Source organism: Streptomyces muensis (assembly GCF_021474425.1).
GTDB classification, from domain to species: Bacteria; Actinomycetota; Actinomycetes; order Streptomycetales; family Streptomycetaceae; genus Streptomyces; species Streptomyces muensis.
This window is the reverse complement of record NZ_JAKEIP010000090.1, coordinates 14763-30873: the sequence shown is the minus strand read 5'-3', so window position 1 is coordinate 30873 and position 16111 is coordinate 14763. Positions and strand designations below refer to the sequence as shown.

Annotated in this window: 13 protein-coding genes; 4 read left to right on the top strand and 9 right to left on the bottom strand. The window is 72.9% G+C overall.

Annotated features, from left to right (window positions below):
• Together L0P92_RS21730 and L0P92_RS21725 are read right to left on the bottom strand one after the other, a co-directional pair.
• A partial coding sequence (locus L0P92_RS21730; RefSeq protein WP_234764478.1) for an AMP-binding protein occupies positions 1 to 492 on the bottom strand: 492 nt, incomplete at its 3' end.
• A gap of 70 nt (positions 493 to 562) precedes the next feature.
• Entirely contained in the window at positions 563 to 1204 is a 642-nt protein-coding gene (locus tag L0P92_RS21725; RefSeq protein ID WP_234764477.1) for a nucleoside deaminase, read from the bottom strand.
• A 184-nt stretch (positions 1205 to 1388) separates the two neighbouring features.
• Between L0P92_RS21725 and L0P92_RS21720 the strand changes: the two genes are divergently transcribed.
• Positions 1389 to 2513, top strand: a complete 1125-nt coding sequence (locus L0P92_RS21720; RefSeq protein WP_234764480.1) for an XdhC family protein — start codon at positions 1389 to 1391, stop codon at positions 2511 to 2513.
• Positions 2514 to 2531: 18 nt separating this feature from the next.
• Here the strand turns inward: L0P92_RS21720 and L0P92_RS21715 are convergent, their stop codons facing one another.
• Positions 2532 to 3056, bottom strand: a complete 525-nt coding sequence (locus L0P92_RS21715) for a metallophosphoesterase family protein (protein ID WP_234764476.1) — start codon at positions 3054 to 3056, stop codon at positions 2532 to 2534.
• A gap of 173 nt (positions 3057 to 3229) precedes the next feature.
• Between L0P92_RS21715 and L0P92_RS21710 the strand changes: the two genes are divergently transcribed.
• Entirely contained in the window at positions 3230 to 5164 is a 1935-nt protein-coding gene (locus L0P92_RS21710; protein WP_234764475.1) for a glycosyltransferase family 2 protein, read from the top strand.
• A gap of 4 nt (positions 5165 to 5168) precedes the next feature.
• Positions 5169 to 5771 (top strand): dTDP-4-dehydrorhamnose 3,5-epimerase, encoded by a 603-nt coding sequence (gene rfbC / locus L0P92_RS21705; protein WP_234764474.1) that lies wholly within the window; start codon positions 5169 to 5171, stop codon positions 5769 to 5771.
• Between the two features lie 88 nt (positions 5772 to 5859).
• Here the strand turns inward: rfbC and L0P92_RS21700 are convergent, their stop codons facing one another.
• From L0P92_RS21700 to L0P92_RS21680, 5 genes are all read right to left on the bottom strand, one after another.
• On the bottom strand, positions 5860 to 6666 hold the full coding sequence (locus L0P92_RS21700) for a class I SAM-dependent methyltransferase (protein ID WP_234764473.1): 807 nt from the start codon (positions 6664 to 6666) through the stop codon (positions 5860 to 5862).
• Positions 6653 to 7534, bottom strand: a complete 882-nt coding sequence (gene rfbD / locus L0P92_RS21695) for a dTDP-4-dehydrorhamnose reductase (RefSeq protein ID WP_234764472.1) — start codon at positions 7532 to 7534, stop codon at positions 6653 to 6655. Before rfbD ends, L0P92_RS21700 begins: the two co-directional genes overlap by 14 nt.
• Entirely contained in the window at positions 7531 to 8520 is a 990-nt protein-coding gene (gene rfbB, locus L0P92_RS21690) for a dTDP-glucose 4,6-dehydratase (protein ID WP_234764471.1), read from the bottom strand. Before rfbB ends, rfbD begins: the two co-directional genes overlap by 4 nt.
• Positions 8517 to 9584: a glucose-1-phosphate thymidylyltransferase gene (locus L0P92_RS21685; RefSeq protein WP_234764470.1), complete on the bottom strand. Its 1068-nt coding sequence runs from the start codon at positions 9582 to 9584 to the stop codon at positions 8517 to 8519. Before L0P92_RS21685 ends, rfbB begins: the two co-directional genes overlap by 4 nt.
• A 115-nt stretch (positions 9585 to 9699) precedes the next feature.
• The gene (locus L0P92_RS21680; protein WP_234764469.1) at positions 9700 to 12156 is read right to left on the bottom strand and encodes a SpoIIE family protein phosphatase; all 2457 of its coding nucleotides are present in this window, start codon (positions 12154 to 12156) and stop codon (positions 9700 to 9702) included.
• A 163-nt stretch (positions 12157 to 12319) separates the two neighbouring features.
• On the opposite strand from L0P92_RS21680, the gene L0P92_RS21675 reads away from it, so the two are divergent.
• Positions 12320 to 14470: a SpoIIE family protein phosphatase gene (locus tag L0P92_RS21675; protein ID WP_234764479.1), complete on the top strand. Its 2151-nt coding sequence runs from the start codon at positions 12320 to 12322 to the stop codon at positions 14468 to 14470.
• A gap of 104 nt (positions 14471 to 14574) precedes the next feature.
• Here L0P92_RS21675 and L0P92_RS21670 read toward each other — a convergent pair whose 3' ends face one another.
• On the bottom strand, positions 14575 to 15936 hold the full coding sequence (locus L0P92_RS21670; RefSeq protein WP_234764468.1) for a S1 family peptidase: 1362 nt from the start codon (positions 15934 to 15936) through the stop codon (positions 14575 to 14577).
• Positions 15937 to 16111 lie beyond the last annotated feature (175 nt).

The window sequence follows — 16111 nt, the reverse complement described above, 5'->3', positions numbered from 1 at the left end:
GCCACCGCCCCCGCCACCGTCGCCGTCGCCGTCGCCGTCGGCCGCATTCTCGAACAGCCGGGTCCCCGCGTCCGGTACCGGGCCGCTCCCGACGAGCAGCACGGGCAGGTCGTCGTACGGCCGTCCCAGACGCCGCAGTCGTGCGAGGTGCGCGGCGTCGGTGATGACGTGGGCGGCGCCGCTGTCCTGGAGGAAGTGGGCCAGCTCGGCGTCGGAGGACCGCGGATTGAGCGGGACGCCGACCATTCCGGCCCGCAGCACTGCGAGGCAGCTCTCCACCGCCTCCACGCGGTTGCCGAGGCAGATCGCCACGCGGTCGCCGCGCCGAAGTCCCGTCCGGGTGAGATACCCGGCCAGCGCGCGGGTGCGGCGCTCCAGCTCGGCGTAGGTGACGGCGCGCGAGGAGTCGGCGTACGCGATGCGTCGCGCCGCCGACCCGGCGTGCTCCTTCAACAGCTCCGGCACCGGCCGGATCAGCTCGTCACGCCTCATGCCCCGCCTTCCAAGTCCCTTGCCGCGTCACGGTGTTGACCCTACGTGCCGCGGTCGCGTGCCGGTGGCGTCAGGATGCCTCGGCCGAGGGAGTTCCCGTTTCCGTCTCCGGGTACCTCTCGCGCAGCCGTCGGGCCTCGCGGAAGAGGTGGTTGGTGTGGTCCGCGAGTACGCCGCCGAGGAGCAGTTCCGGGGTGTAGAAGGAGCGCGCGGAGGCGGCCACCTGCCGTGCGGTGAGGTCGATCTGGATGACGTCGGTGCGGCGGATCTCGTCGATCGAGCTCGCCCAGACGACGCGCCGCAGATCCGCCCACGCCATCGCGCTCATGCACATCGAGCAGGGCTCGCCCGTCGTGTAGAGGGTGGTGTCGGCCCAGCCCTGGTTGCCCTGCCGGCGGACGTAGTCGTTCATGGCGACCACCTCGCCGTGCAGCAGCGGGCTGTCGTCCCCGGTGTTGACCCCGCGTGCCAGGACCTCGCCGGTCCGCGTGTGGACGATCACCGCGCCGAACGGCCATCTGGGGTTCCTCCGGGCCTGCTCGACGGCCAGCCACATGAACCGCTCGTGACCGGTGCCGGTCCCAGTGCCGGTGCCGGTGCCGGTACCGGTGCGCGGGGCCGGTGCCGCCCGCTGGGGCAGGGCGAACGGCGCCGCGACTCCCGCCACCACACCTGAGCACCTGCCGAGGAACCGACGCCTGTCCGAGTCCATGCATGTCTCCTCACCTCGCGTCGCCGACTCCGGACGGAAGTCGGACCGTGACAGATCGTGTCCAAGGAGGGGTCGGCTCATGCGCGCGGTTCGTCGGCGCACGGCGCATGTGAACTTCGCCGTGGCAAGGTCGATACTGCTGGAAGCAGCCGCTCCGACCGCCGGCGAGGAGGTGCCCGCCGCCATGCGTGACATCCTCCCGGTGATCGCGCCCTGGTACAGGGCCGGGTTGCCGTTCGGGCTCGCCACGGTGGTCGCCACCAGCCGCAGCGCCCCGCGCGACCCGGGGGCGGCGATGGCGGTGGGCCCTGACGACGAGGTCGTCGGCAGTGTGTCGGGCGGCTGTGTCGAGGGGGCCGTGTTCGAGCTCGCGCGGGAGGTGGTGGCGAGCGGCGAGGCACGGCTGGAGACCTTCGGGTACAGCGACGAGGACGCGTTCGCGGTCGGACTGACCTGCGGCGGCGAGATCACCCTGCTGGTGCGTCCCGTCACGGCCCGTTCGGACCCCGCCTTCGGCGAGGTCGCGGAGTCAGTGGCGGCGGGCCGGCCGGTGACCGTGGCGACGGTGACCGACGGGCCCGCGCCGCGCGGGGCTACGCTCGCCGCATGGCCGGACCAGGTCCGCGGCACCCTCGGTGCCCCGGGTCTGGACGTGGCGGTGACCGCCGACGCGCGCGGCGAACTCGCCCTCGGCGTCACGGGCCTCAGGCACTACGGCCCGCACGGCGAGCGTCGCGAGGACGCGGTCGGCGTCTTCCTGCACTCCTTCGCACCGCCGCCGCGCATGCTGGTGTTCGGCGCGATCGACTACGCCGCCGCGGTCGCCCGCATCGGTGACTTCCTCGGCTACCGGGTCACGGTGTGCGACGCCCGCCCGGTCTTCGCCACGCCGAAACGCTTCCCGGAGGGCGTCGAGGTGATCGTGGACTGGCCGCACCGCTACCTGAGCGGCACCGACACCGACGAACGCACGGTGATCTGCGTGCTCACCCACGACCCGAAGTTCGACGTCCCACTCCTCGAAGAGGCGCTGCGCCGCCCGGCGGCGTACATCGGGGCGATGGGCAGCCGCCGCACCCACGACGAGCGCATGCGGCGGCTGGCCGAATCCGGGCTGGGCGAGGGCGAGTTGGCCCGGCTGCGCTCCCCCGTCGGGCTCGACCTCGGCGCCCGTACGCCCGAGGAGGTCGCCGTGTCCGTCGCCGCCGAGATCGTCGCCCTGCGCTGGGGCGGCAGCGGCACCCCGCTGACGGCGACCGCCGGCGCCATCCATCCGCGGGGAGCGCGGGCCACGTCGCCCCGGCGATGAACGCGCGAGCGGCTCGCCTCAAGGCGCGTCAGGCACAGAGAGGTGACGCGGAGGCAGCCGGTGCAGCACCACATCCGTCAGGCGGCCGTCGGTCACGGTCGCGGTCAGGTAGGTGCAGTGGGGCTGTCGGCGGCGGTCGGTCGGGGAGCCGGGGTTGAGCAGGCGCAGGCCGGTGGGGGCCGTGGTGTCCCAGGGGATGTGGCTGTGGCCGAACACCAGCACGTCGAGGTCGGGAAAGCGGGCTGCACAGCGCGCCTCGCGGCCCTGGGCGGGCCCGGTCTCGTGGACCACGCCGAAGCGCAGGCCGCCCAGCTCGGCGTACGCCACCTCGGGAAGCCGGGCGCGCAGATCCGGTCCGTCGTTGTTGCCGTACACCGCGACCAGTCGGGCGCTGCGGCTCTCCAGCAGGTCGAGCGTGGCCGTGTCGACCCAGTCCCCGGCGTGCAACACGACGTCCGCGCGCGGGAGTTCGGCGAGCAGCTGCTCGGGCAGCGCCTTGGCGCGCTTGGGCAGGTGGGTGTCGGACATCAGCAGCAGGCGCACACGGTCAGGCTACCGGCGTGGGCGATCTTCCGGCCGGTCCTCCACGCCCGGCACCGGCCCCCGTGCCCTCGGTCGTTGAGCTGTGGACAAAGAGCGTGACAGGGTTAGGATTTGGCCACGAACGCCGTAATCCGACGTAAACGCCCAGCGACCCCTAGGGGGCTCGGAGACCGATGCCGGTCAAGGTCAGCGTGGTCGTCCCCGTGTACAACCCGGGGGTTTATGTCGAGGACTGCATCGCGTCACTGCTGAGGCAGTCGCTGCCGCCGGACGAGTACGAAGTGATCTTCGTGGACGACGGTTCCACCGACGGCACATCGGACCGGCTGGACGCGCTGGCCGCCGCGGAGCCCCGGGTGAGCGTCGTTCACCAGGAGAACTCCGGCTGGTCGGGCAAACCCCGCAACGTGGGCATCGCCGCCGCCCGGGGCGAGTACGTGATGTTCGTGGACAACGACGACTACGTCGGCGACGAGGCCCTGGAGCGGATGTACGACTACGGCGTGGCCAACGGCGCCGATGTCGTGGTCGGCAAGATGGCCGGCAAGGGCCGCGGGGTGCCGGTGGAGCTGTTCCGCCGCAACCACCCCCGCGCCACCGTCGCCGACGCGCCCCTGATCGACAGTCTCACCCCGCACAAGATGTTCCGCCGCGCCTTCCTCGACGACATCGGTCTGCGCTTCCCCGAGGGCAGACGACGGCTTGAGGACCACGTCTTCGTCACGGAGGCGTATCTGCGGGCGGGCAACGTCTCGGTGCTCAGCGACTACGTCTGCTACTACCACGTCCGCCGCGACGACGCCTCGAACGCCGGGTTCCAGCGCTTCGACCCGGGCGGCTACTTCAAGAACCTCCGGGAGGCCCTGGACGTCGTCGAGCGCCACACCGAGCCGGGCCCGCTGCGGGACCGGCTGTTCCGGCGCTGGCTGCGCGTGGAGATGGTGGAGCGCCTGCGCGGGCGGCGCCTTCTCGCCCTCCCGGCCGACTATCGCCGCGAGCTGTTCGAGGAGATCCACCAGGTCGTCGTCGAGCGCTTCGGGCCCGGCGTCGCGGCCGGGCTCCAGCCGACGCAGCAGGTCGTCGCCGCGCTGATCGCCGCGGACCGGTACGACGACGTCGAGGCCTTCGCCGAGTGGGAGGCCGGCATCGCCCTCACGGCCGTCCCCGAGCGCGTGGCGTGGGAGGACGGCACGCTGCGGGTCGCGTTCACCGTCGAGTACGCCGTCGCCGGTGAGCCGATGACGTTCGCCGCGGGCCCGGCACGTACGCCATTGGACGGCCCGCCCGAGGACCTGGCCGCGGCCGTCGCATGGGTGGACGCCGATACCGTGGCCCGGTTCGGCAAGGCCACCGCCGATCTGCTGGTGCGCGAGCGCGCCAGTGCCGCCCAGTACTTCCAGCGGGTGGAGTTCACCCGGGAGGAGGTGCCGGCCGGCGACGACGGCCGGGTCCGTCTGCTGCTGCGCGCGACCGCCGCCGTCGATCCCGCCGCCCTCACCCGCGCCGGCCTGTGGGACACCTTCGTCCGGGTCAAGCTGGGCGGCTGGACCAAGGAGTGCCGGCTGGGCCCCGCCCCGCGCGCCGACCGCCCCACCCCGTACGCCGCCGTGGCCGCGGGCCACATGGTCCTCCCCTACTGGACCTCACCCCACGCGAACCTCGCCCTGGACGTCGACCGCGCGACCCACCGCGTAGGCCTGGGCGCCCTCGCACCGGCCGACGTCACCATCGAGGGCGACCGGCTCCGCGCGCCGCTCCCCCTGCACGTCCCCGACGAGGGCACCTCCCTGTCGCTCCGCCTCACCTCGTCCGCCTCCGCACATGACGTGCCGGCCACCCTGTCCCCGCACGGGTCGGGCGCCCTGCTGGAGGCCGTTCTGCCACTCGGCGAGCTGCGGGGTGCGACCTGGCGGGCGGCGCTGAGCACCCCGGGGCCGCGCACCCTCACGCTGCCGTTCGCGCTGCGCGTGGGACCCGCTGGGGCGCACGTGGTCCGGACCCCCGGCCCCAGTCCGCTGCGCCGCCTCGTCCGCAGGGCGCGGCGCAGGCTCGGCACGGCTCTGGGGCGGGCGGCGGCCCGCCTGCGCGCCAGGGCCCAAAGGAGGTGACGGTATGCGGCCGCTCGGCATAGAAGGAGCCTGGGCGCTGGAGCCCAAGGTCTTCCCGGACGACCGGGGCAGCTTCCACGAGTGGTACCGCGGCACGGAGTTCCGCGAGGCCACCGGCTACGACCTCACCCTGGCCCAGGCCAACTGCTCGGTCTCCCGCCGGGGCGTCCTGCGCGGCCTGCACTTCTCGGACGTACCGCCCGGCCAGGCCAAGTACATCACCTGTGTGCGCGGCACCGTCCTCGACGTGGTCGTCGACATCCGCGTCGGCTCCCCCACGTTCGGCCGCTGGGAGGCCCTGCGCCTGGACGACACCGACCACCACGCCGCCTTCCTCGCCGAGGGCCTCGGCCACGCCTTCATGGCCCTCACCGACGACGCCACGGTGATCTACCTGTGCTCGACGGGCTACGCCCCGGAGCGTGAGCACGGGGTGGACCCGCTGGACCCGGAGCTGGGCATCGCCTGGCCCAGGCGCATCACGCCCATACTGTCCCCCAAGGACGCACAGGCTCCGTCACTGGCCGAAGCACGAGAAACCGGGCTGCTCCCGACGTACGAGGCCTGTGCGGCGCGCTACGAGCACCTGCGAAACGGTCCCGCCTGACGCCGGGCTCGGCAACCCCCCAAGGGGCGCGGGGAACTGCGCGACCAGCCACAACGGCGCAGCAGACGCACCACCACACTTCCCGGCACTACGAACGGCGACCGCCGACACCTTCCACGGCCGTACGCAACGGCTCCCACCCCCGAGACCGCCCGATCCCCACCTTGCGAGCCCGGGCCAGCGACCGCCAGAAGCCCGCCCCGAGCAACACCTCCGGCGCCACCGCGCCCGCCCGATCCAGGATGGTCTCCGGCACCTTCTGCGGATCGGGCACCTCATACTCGGCCACGATCTCGTCGTACCGCTCACGCAGCACCGTACTGCGAGGATCGGCGCCGAACACCACGAGCTGCCCCGTCGGGTGCGTGTCGACAGGAACGGTCACGAGGTCAGGGCGATAACGGCCCAGGATCTCGGCGATCTTGTACACGTCCCCCGTCCACGCCCCCGTGTGCCGATCCCGAGCCGCCTCGTCGACATCCCGCGGCAGCATGTCGTCGAAGACGATCACACTGGTCCAGTCGGAGTACCGCTCGATGTTCATGAAGTCCCGCAGCGCGTACTCGAACAGGTGCATGCCGTCGATGAACGACAGGTCCAGGACGGTACGCCGCCAGTACCCGAGCGGACTGCGCCCCCGCCGCAGATTGCGCAACGGGTGCCGGCCGCCCTTGAGATGGATCAGTGGATTGTCACGGGCGAAGAAGTCGTCGCTCGTGGCCTTGACCAGATGGACGTCGCAGCGGATCTCCGTGACGACCTTGAAGGCCGGGTCCACGGCGACGGTGGGGACGCGGGAGAGTCTGAGGCTGCGGCCGTCGTTGACGCCGATCTCCAGGTAGTTGCGGTTGCCGCTGACCTTGTGCAGTTCCCGCAGGAACTCATGGCGTTTCACGCAGGGCCTCCTTACGGATCCGGGGCAGTGCTTCGTGCAGGGCGGTGCGCCAGTCCCGCGCCGGCGCGAGGCCGAGCCGCTGCCGGCGGCCGTGCCCCAGGACGCTGTACGCGGGACGCGGCGCGGGCCGGGGGAAGGCGTCGCTGGTCACGGGGCGCACCCGGTCGGGGTCGGCGCCGAGGAGGGCGAACACCTCGCGGGCCAGGCCGTACCAGGTCGCCTCGCCGGAGTTGGTGGCGTGGAGGACGCCGGTCGCGTCGCCGCCCACACGGGGGCCGAGGTCGGCGATGGTCGCGGCGACGTCGGCGGTCCAGGTGGGCTGGCCGCGCTGGTCGTCGACGACGTCGACGGTGTCCCGGCTCCCCTCGAGACCGATCATGGTGCGGACGAAACTGCGGCCGTGCACGCCGTAGAGCCAGGCGGTGCGCACGACGACGCCGGCGCCCGGGAGTTCGTCCAGTACGGCCCGCTCGCCGGCGAGTTTGGTGCGGCCGTAGGCGGTGCGCGGGGCCGGGGGGTGGTTCTCCGGGTAGGGGGCTTCGGCGTCGCCGGCGAAGACGTAGTCGGTGGAGACCTGGATCAGGCGGGCCTCGTAGGTGACGCAGGTGTGGGCCAGGAGGCCGGGGCCGTCGCCGTTGACGCGCAGGGCGCGGGCCTCGTCCTGCTCGGCGTCGTCGACGGCCGTGTACGCGGCGCAGTTGACGACGACCTCGGGGCGGTAGGCGGCGAAGGCGCGGTCGACGGCGTCGGGGCTGGTGACGTCGAGGGCGGTGTGGGTGAGGCCGGCCACCTGCTCACCACGGGCACGGAGTTCCTCGACCACGTCGTGCCCGAGCATGCCGCCCGCGCCGGTGACCAGCCACCTCATCCGCGCTCCCCGTCGACGTGCCGTTTGAGGGGTTCCCACCAGTCGCGGTGGTCGCGGTACCAGGCGACGGTGGCGGCGAGCCCGACGGCGAAGTCGTGGCGGGGGCGGTAGCCGAGTTCGGTGCGGGCCTTGGTCCAGTCGACGGAGTAGCGCAGGTCGTGGCCCTTGCGGTCCTCGACGTGCCGCACCCGGTCCCGGCCGGCGCCGCAGGCCTTGAGCAGCAGGGCGGTGAGGTCCCGGTTGCTCAACTCGGTGCCGCCGCCGATGTTGTAGACCTCGCCGGGGCGGCCCTGGGTGCGGACCAAGTCGACGCCGTGGCAGTGGTCGTCGACGTGCAGCCAGTCGCGGACGTTGAGGCCCTGGCCGTAGAGGGGGACCTGCCGGCCGTCGAGGAGGTTGGTGATGAACAACGGGATGACCTTCTCCGGGAACTGGTGCGGGCCGTAGTTGTTGGAGCAGCGGGTGACGCGGACGTCGAGGCCGTGGGTGCGGTGGTAGGCGAGGGCGAGCAGGTCGGCGGAGGCCTTGGAGGCGGAGTACGGCGAGCTGGGGCGCAGGGGGTCCTCCTCGACGGCCGAGCCCGCCACGACGGAGCCGTAGACCTCGTCGGTCGATATGTGCACGAAGGGTTCGACGCGGTAGCGCAGGGCCGCGTCCAGCAGGGTCTGGGTGCCGACGACGTTGGTGAGGACGAAGTCGCCGGCGCCGGTGATCGAGCGGTCCACGTGGGACTCGGCGGCGAAGTGCACGACCTGGTCGGCCTCGGCCATCAGCTTGTCGACGAGTTCGGCGTCCCGGATGTCGCCGCGCACGAACCGAAGCCGGGGGTGGTCGAGTTCGAGGTTGTCGAGGGTGCCGGCGTAGGTGAGCTTGTCCAGCACCGTGATCCGGGGCGCCTCGGGCGCGGTCGGCGCGTCGCGGGCGAGCAGGGTGCGGACGTAGGTCGAGCCGATGAAGCCGGCGGCGCCGGTGACGAGGAGGTTCATGTGTGGATCTGCACCTTGCTGTGGTCGCCGAGGACGAGTCGGTGGGCGCTGGGGACGCTGGGCGCGGGTGTGACCTGGACGTGCCGGCCGATGAGCGAGGACTCGATGCGGCCCACCCCGTCGATGGAGGAGTCCCGCAGCACGATGGAGAACTCCAACTCGCTGTCGGTGATACGGCAGTTCTCCGCGATGGAGGTGAAGGGGCCGACGTAGGAGTCCTCGACGACGGTGCCGGCACCGACGACGGCGGGGCCGACGATCCGGGAGTTGACGATGCTGGCCCCCTCCTCGACGACGACGCGTCCGACGGTCTCCGAGGCGGCGTCGACGTCGCCGTCGATGCGGCGCGCGAGGCCCTCCAGGACGGTCCGGTTGACCTCCAGCATGTCGGCGACGTTCCCGGTGTCCTTCCAGTAGCCCTTGATGACCGTGCAGCGCACGTCGGCGCGGGCGTCGATCAGGTGCTGGAGGGCGTGGGTGATCTCCAACTCGCCGCGCCAGGACGGGGTGATGGCGCGGACCGCGTCATGGATCACCGGCGTGAACAGGTAGACGCCGACCAGGGCGAGGTCGCTCTTGGGGTGCTCGGGCTTCTCCTCCAGGCCGACGACCTGGCCCGCGTCGTCGAGTTCGGCGACGCCGAAGGAGCGGGGGTCCTGGACGCGGGTGAGCAGGATCTGGGCGTCGGGGCGATGGGTGCGGAACTCCTCGACCAGGCCGGTGATTCCGCCGACGATGAAGTTGTCGCCGAGGTACATCACGAAGTCGTCGTCGCCGAGGAAGTCGCGGGCGACGATCACGGCGTGGGCCAGGCCCAGTGGGCGTTCCTGCGGTATGTAGGTGATCTCCAGACCGAACTTGGAACCGTCGCCGACGGCGTCCTGGATCTCCGCGGCGGTGTCCCCGACGATCACACCGACGTCGGTGATGCCGGCCGCGGCGATGGATTCCAGCCCGTAGAAGAGCACGGCCTTGTTCGCGACGGGCACGAGCTGTTTGGCCGAAGTGTGCGTGATCGGCCTCAAGCGCGTACCGGCGCCGCCGGACAGCACGAGAGCCTTCATCGGTTCACCTTAGCCCCGATTCCGCCGATTTGAACGGGCGGGTTTGGCTCGTCGGCCCCTGATGTGCCGCCTGCCGTTCACCTGAACGCGGCCTCACCTGCGACGAGATCCGGCCTCATTCGCTGAGCGGAATCTCGCTCCACACCTGTTTTCCGCCACTGACCGGGACCGTTCCCCACTCCGCCGCCATGGCCTCGACGAGGAGGATGCCGCGGCCGCCGGTGGCCTCCCAGCTGATGCTGGCCGGCTTGACCGGCGTGCGGGGCGAGGAGTCGGCGACCGCCACGCGCAGCCGGTGGTGGACGAGGGTGAGGTCGAGGCGGACCCGGCCGTCGGTGTGCACGAGGGCGTTGGTGACGAGTTCGGAGACGACGAGCAGGACGGCGTCCGAGTCCGGTGGTGTCACACCCCAGGCGCGCAGGGTGCGCCGGGTGAAGCGGCGGGCGTGGCCGACGGCCTCCGGGACCCGCCAGACCGTCCAGCTCTCGCGGAGCGGGCGTACGGCCATGCCGTCGTAGCGCATCAGGAGCAGGGCGATGTCGTCGCTGCGGCGGGCGCCGACGAGCAGGGCGTCGGCGACGAGGCCGAGGTGGGCGGGGTCGGAGCGGGCGAGGTCGGCGGCGAGCCGGTCCATGCCGGTGTCGATGTCGGCGTCGGCGGACTCGACGAGGCCGTCGGTGGTGAGGGCGACCACGCTGCCGGGCTGGAGGCCGAGCGGGCTCATCGGGAAGTCGGCCTGCCGCAGCACGCCGAGCGGCGGGCCGCCCTCGGCCTCGGCGATCTCGGTGCCGCCGTCCGGGTGCCGCAGCACGGGCGGGAGGTGGCCGGCGCGCACGCACCAGGCGGTGCCCTCCTCCAGGTCGACGTCGACGTAGCAGCAGGTGGCGAAGAGATCGGTCTCCATCTCCATGAGGAGGCGGTTGGCGTGGTGGACGACGACGTCCGGGGGGTGTCCCTCGGCGGCGTAGGCGCGCAGCGCGGTGCGCATCTGGCCCATGAGGGTGGCGGCGGCCGCGCTGTGGCCCTGGACGTCGCCGATGACGAGGGCGACGTGGTTGTCGGGCAGCGGGATCACGTCGTACCAGTCGCCGCCGACCTCCAGGCCGGCCGTGGTCGGCAGATAGCGGGCGACGGCCTCCGCGCCGGGCAGCCGGGGCAGGCGGCGGGGCAGTAGCTGGCGCTGGAGCATGCCGACGAGTTCGTGCTCGGCGTCGAAGGCGTGGGCACGGGAGAGGGCCTGGCCGGCGAGGCCGGCGGAGGCGGTGAGCAGGGCGCGTTCGTCGGGGCCGAAGTCGTGCGGGGTGTCCCAGCCGATCAGACAGGCGCCGGCCATCCGGCCGCCGGCGGGCAGCGGCAGGACGGCGAGGCCACCGGGGCCGACGTCGGCGAGGGCCGGTTCCAGCGGGGTGCCGGCGGGCCAGATCTGGGCGCGGCCCTCGCGCAGGGCGGCGCCGAGGGTGGGCATGGCGCGCACGGGCGCGTCCGGCCACTCGGTGCGCCACTCCAGGCGCCACAGCTCCGGCCAGGACTCGGGTTCGGGCGGGTCGAGGACGGTGACGACGAGGCGGTCGTTCTCCAGCTCGGCGAGGGCGATGCGGTCGGCGCGCAGCGGCCCCCGCAGGGCGGTGACCACGGCGTGGCTGACGTCGCGGACGGTGCCGGCGGTGGCGAGGGCGGCGGCCAGGCGCTGGACGCGGGCCACGTCGGTGACCTCGGCGCGCAGGGTGGAGGCGTCGGCGACGGTGCCGACGAGGCGGGCGGGCAGGCCCTCGCCGCCGGGCAGGAGGCGGCCGCGCAGTCTGAGCCATTTGGGCGGACCCGACGGTTGCAGGACGCGGAACTCCAGCTCGCGGTCGCCGAGCGACATGTGGTCGGCCTCGACGACGGACATCAGCGACGGCAGGTCCTCCGGGACGGTCAGGCCCAGCAGGGTCTCGACCTTGCCGTCGAAGTCGTCGGGGCCGAGACCGAACAGCGCCAGGATGTCGTCGCCGACCTCGACCCGGCCGCTGTCCATGGCGAGGCTGAACGCGCCTGCCGCCAGCTCGCCCCCTTCCGTGGCCGCGGGCCGGGTGGGGATGGCGACGGCGTCGGCGACCAGCTCCAGGCAGACGCGGTCGTCGGCGTCGAAGCCGCCGCGGCGCTCGCTCACGGCCAGCAGACAGCCGCCGTCGCCGCCGTCGTGGGTGGGCAGGGCGGCCACGAAGAAGTCCCGGGCGGGTGCCCGGCGGGACTCCGCGCCGGCGGCGAGTTCCGCCGGGCCGAGCCACACCGGGTGTCCGGTGCGCAGGGCGTCGGCCGCGGCGGACCGGCCGGAGCGCGGGTAGCTGTCGCGCAGCCCGTAGAGGGTTCTCGGCACACCGGCGGACTCGACCAGGCACAGCAGGTCCTGGTCCTCGCCGGGCGCGTACACGGCGGCGAGCGTCGCCCCGCTGAAGACGAGCGCCTGTTCCAGCACCCGGCGCAGCCGCTGCGGCGAGTCCGGGTCGGCGGCGACCGTCTTGAGGGCGACTTCGGCACGCAGGGTCCGCGTTCCGCGTTCCGCAGCGCCCTCACCGACCACGTCCGCCATTACAGCGCTTATGAGACACCTGCGCAGCCCCTGTGACCGTTCCGTGGAGCGACGGGGAGTCCGATGCCCGAAACGCACCGAAGATGCGCCCCTCGCCGTGCGCGACCAGCTCCGAGGGGGGAGATTTGAGCCCTGGGACCTGTCGCGCGGCCCCGCGGAGGAGGTGGTCGGCGTGCCCGACGGGCAGACGTCCACCCAGGCGCCGGCGGCCGCGCGGACGCGGGTCGGCCGGCCGCTGCTGTCGCTGGCGCTGGCCTCGATGATGGAGGAGGTGGACGCGCACTCCGGTGCCGTGTATCTGCTGGCGGCCGACGAGCCGGTGCTGGAGATGGCGGTGATGGCGGGGCTGCCCCGGGCGTTCGCCGCGCCGTGGGAGCGGGTCGGGCTGAGCGCGCCGATCCCGGTGGCGGAGGCGGTGCGGGAGCGGCGGCTGGTCTGGGTCGGGGGCGAGGAGGACATGGCGGCCCGCTATCCGCGGATCGCCGTCGTCCTGCCCTACCCGTTCGCGCTGGCGGCGCTGCCGGTGGCCACCGAGTCGAACGCCTACGGCGCGATCTTCGTGACCTGGCCCGGCGCACACCCTCCGGAGCTCTCGGACCGGGAGCGGGACCATCTGAGCGCCGCCTGCCGACGGCTCGCCGTACGGCTGGAACGGGCCATGGCGGAGAGCCGGCCGCCGCTGCCGGAGCCCGATCTGGTCGCCGGTCCCGCGTTCAGCGGCGCCGCCGGCACGCTCGGCACGGTGGAGGCGGCGCGGATGGTGTCGCGGCTGCCGTACGGGCTGTGCTCGCTCGATCTGCACGGCCGGATCAGCTTCGCCAACCCCGCGGCGGCCGAGCTGATCGGTGTCCCGGTCAACCGGCTGCTCGGCAATCAGCTGTGGGCGTCGGTGCCGTGGCTGAACGACCCGGTGTACGAGGACCGCTACCGGGCCGCGCTGATGAGCCAGCACACCACCTCCTTCGTGGCGCTGCGCCCGCCCGGGGACTGGCTGTCGTTCCGGATGTATCCGAGCACGACCGGTCTGAGTGTGCGGATCAGCCGGGCCCGCGCGGTGGCGGAGATGGGGCGCGGCGGGCCGGGGCCGGACGATCCGCCGGGGCGGCTGGTGACCATCTCGCAGGTGCTGAGCCTGGCCGGCGCGCTCACCGAGGCGGCCGGGGTGCAGGACGTGGTGCAGCTGGTCGCGGACGAGATCGTCCCGGCCGTCGGCAGCCAGGCGCTGGTCGTCCTGGGGTCGCGGGCGGGCCGGCTGCATGTGCTGGGCCACCGCGGCTATCCGGATCCGCAGATCGTGGAACGGTTCGACGGGCTGCCGCTGACCGAGCAGACCCCGGGCACCCATGCCCTGACGACCGGGGTCCCGGCGTTCTTCGACTCGCGGCAGGAGCTGGAGCGGCTGTATCCGGTGCGGTACGCGACGCCCGACGGCTTCGCGGCCTGGGCGTATCTGCCGCTGATCGCCTCGGGGCGGCCGGTCGGCACCTGTGTCCTCGCCTACGCCGAGCCGCATCCGTTCCCGGCGGACGAGCGAGCGGTTCTCACCAGCCTCGGCGGGCTGATCGCGCAGGCGCTGGAGCGGGCTCAGCTCTACGACGCCAAGCACCAGTTGGCGCACGGACTGCAGGCCGCCCTGCTCCCCCACTCGCTGCCGCCGCTGGCCGGCGTCGAGGCGGCCGCGCGCTATCTGCCCGCCACCCAGGGCATGGAGATCGGCGGCGACTTCTACGACCTGGTGCCGACCGAGCAGGGCCTGACGGCGGCGGTGATCGGGGACGTGCAGGGGCACAACGTGACCGCGGCGGGCCTGATGGGTCAGATCCGCACGGCGGTGCGGGCGTACACGACCGTGGGTCAGGCGCCCGAGGACGTCATGCGCAGCACCAACCGGCTGCTGCTGGACCTGGGCTCCGACCTGTTCGCCAGCTGTCTGTATCTACGGCTCGATCCGGCGCGCGGGAGGGCGGTGATGGCTCGCGCCGGGCATCCGCCGCCGCTGCTGAGACGGCCGGACGGGCGGGTGCGGGTGCTCGACCTCGCGGGCGGTCCGCTGCTGGGCATCGACGGCTCGCCCACCTATCCGACGACGGAGGTCGAGTTCACGCCGGGCTGTGTGCTCGTCCTCTACACCGACGGGCTGATCGAGTCCCCGGGTGTCGACATCGAGGACGCGCTCGCCGACCTCGGCCAGGTGCTCAACGAGGCCGGGGAGCGGCCGTTGGACGAGCTGGCCGATCTGCTCGTGGAGCACAGCGTGGCGCGGCGGGAGCGGGTGGACGACGTGGCGCTGCTGCTGTTGCGGGCGCGGGACTGACGGCCGACGGCCGGGAACGGGAGTGGTCCGACCCTCCCGCCGGAGGGCCGGACCACGTGTTCGTTCCTACGGATCACTCGGACCCGTGTGTCGGTGTCAGGGCGTCAGTTCCCGACGCCGTTGCCGACGATCTCGCCGAGGCCGTTGCCCGTGCCGTCGGCGTTGCCGTTGCCGACCTCTTCACCGGCTCCGGCTTCCTGACCGGCGCCGGCTTCCTCACCGGCGCCCGCCTCTTCACCGGCACCGGCCTCTTCGCCCGCGCCCGCTTCCTCACCGGCACCGGCCTCTTCACCAGCGCCCGCTTCCTCACCCGCGCCGGCTTCCTCACCGGCGCCCGCGCCACCGCCGGCGGCGTCGCCGAGGGTCGCGCCGACCGCCTCCAGGGCGGTGGTCACCGGCTGGAAGAAGGTCTCGCCGCCGACCGTGCAGTCACCGCTGCCGCCCGAGGTGAGGCCGATGGCCAGGCCGTCCTGGGTGAACAGGGAGCCACCGCTGTCGCCGGGCTCGGCGCAGACGTCGGTCTGGATGAGGCCGGTGACGGTGCCCTCGGGGTAGTTCACGGTGGCGTCGAGCCCCGTGACCTGACCGTCGTTCAGTCCGGTGGTGCTGCCCATCCGGAAGACCTGGAGGCCGACCTCGGCGTCCGCGGCCTGGCTGATCGGGACGGTCTGGTCGCCGACGTTGACCTCGCTCGGGGCCTGGGTCGCCGGGTCGTCGTACTTGACGAGGGCGAAGTCGCCGTCGCCGGGGAAGGTGGACTGGTCGACGGTGGCGATCGGCTGACCGCCCTCGGTGTCCGACCACTCGTTGCCGCCGAGCGTGCAGTGACCGGCCGTCAGGAACGCCGGCGTGCCGTCGCCCGCGGTGACGTTGAAGCCCGCCGAGCAGCGGGAGCCGCCCGCGAAGATGGCGTCGCCGCCGGAGAGGAACGTCTTGAAGGTGCCGGCCGACTTCTTGATGGTCGCCATGCCGGAGCCGAGGCCGTCGACGGTCGACTCCAGCTGGTCCCAGTTGTCGCCGGTGACGGTGGAGTCGGCGGTGACGAGGATCTTGTTCGTTCTGGGGTCGACCGCCCAGGCCGTGCCGGGGATGGTCGCCTCGGACTTCAGGGTCTGCGCGCCGGACGCGAGCTCGGTCAGGCTGTTCTCGACCTCGCGTACCTGCGCGCCGGCCCTCTTCGCCTGGACGATCACGTTGTTGTTGTCGCCGGGGACGACGTTGACCACGAGCTGCTTGCTCTCGGAGTCGTAGTACGAACCGGCGAAGGCGTCGCCGAGCAGTCCCGCGAGCTGCGAGGCGAGATCCGACGCGTCCGCCGCCTTCAGGGTCTTGGCGGTCGTGGCGTCGTCCGCCGCGCCGTCCTGTGACGCGTTGGCGTTCGGCAGCAGGATCGCGGCCGCTCCGAGCGCCACCACGCCGCCCGCGGCTATCGCGGCCTTGCGCTTCGGAATTCGCTTGTGACTCAAACTTCTCGACCTCCTGGGGGACGGGGTCTGTGCCGCCGTCTCAGCGGCGGCTGTTCGGGGCGCCTGGTTGGCAGTTGGTACGCACGGGTCGCACGGGGCGTTCAATTCCGTTTGCACACGCCCCACTCGAAACACCGAATCGGCCAAGGAGCGCGCCCGAGGCCCCGGCGGCGGG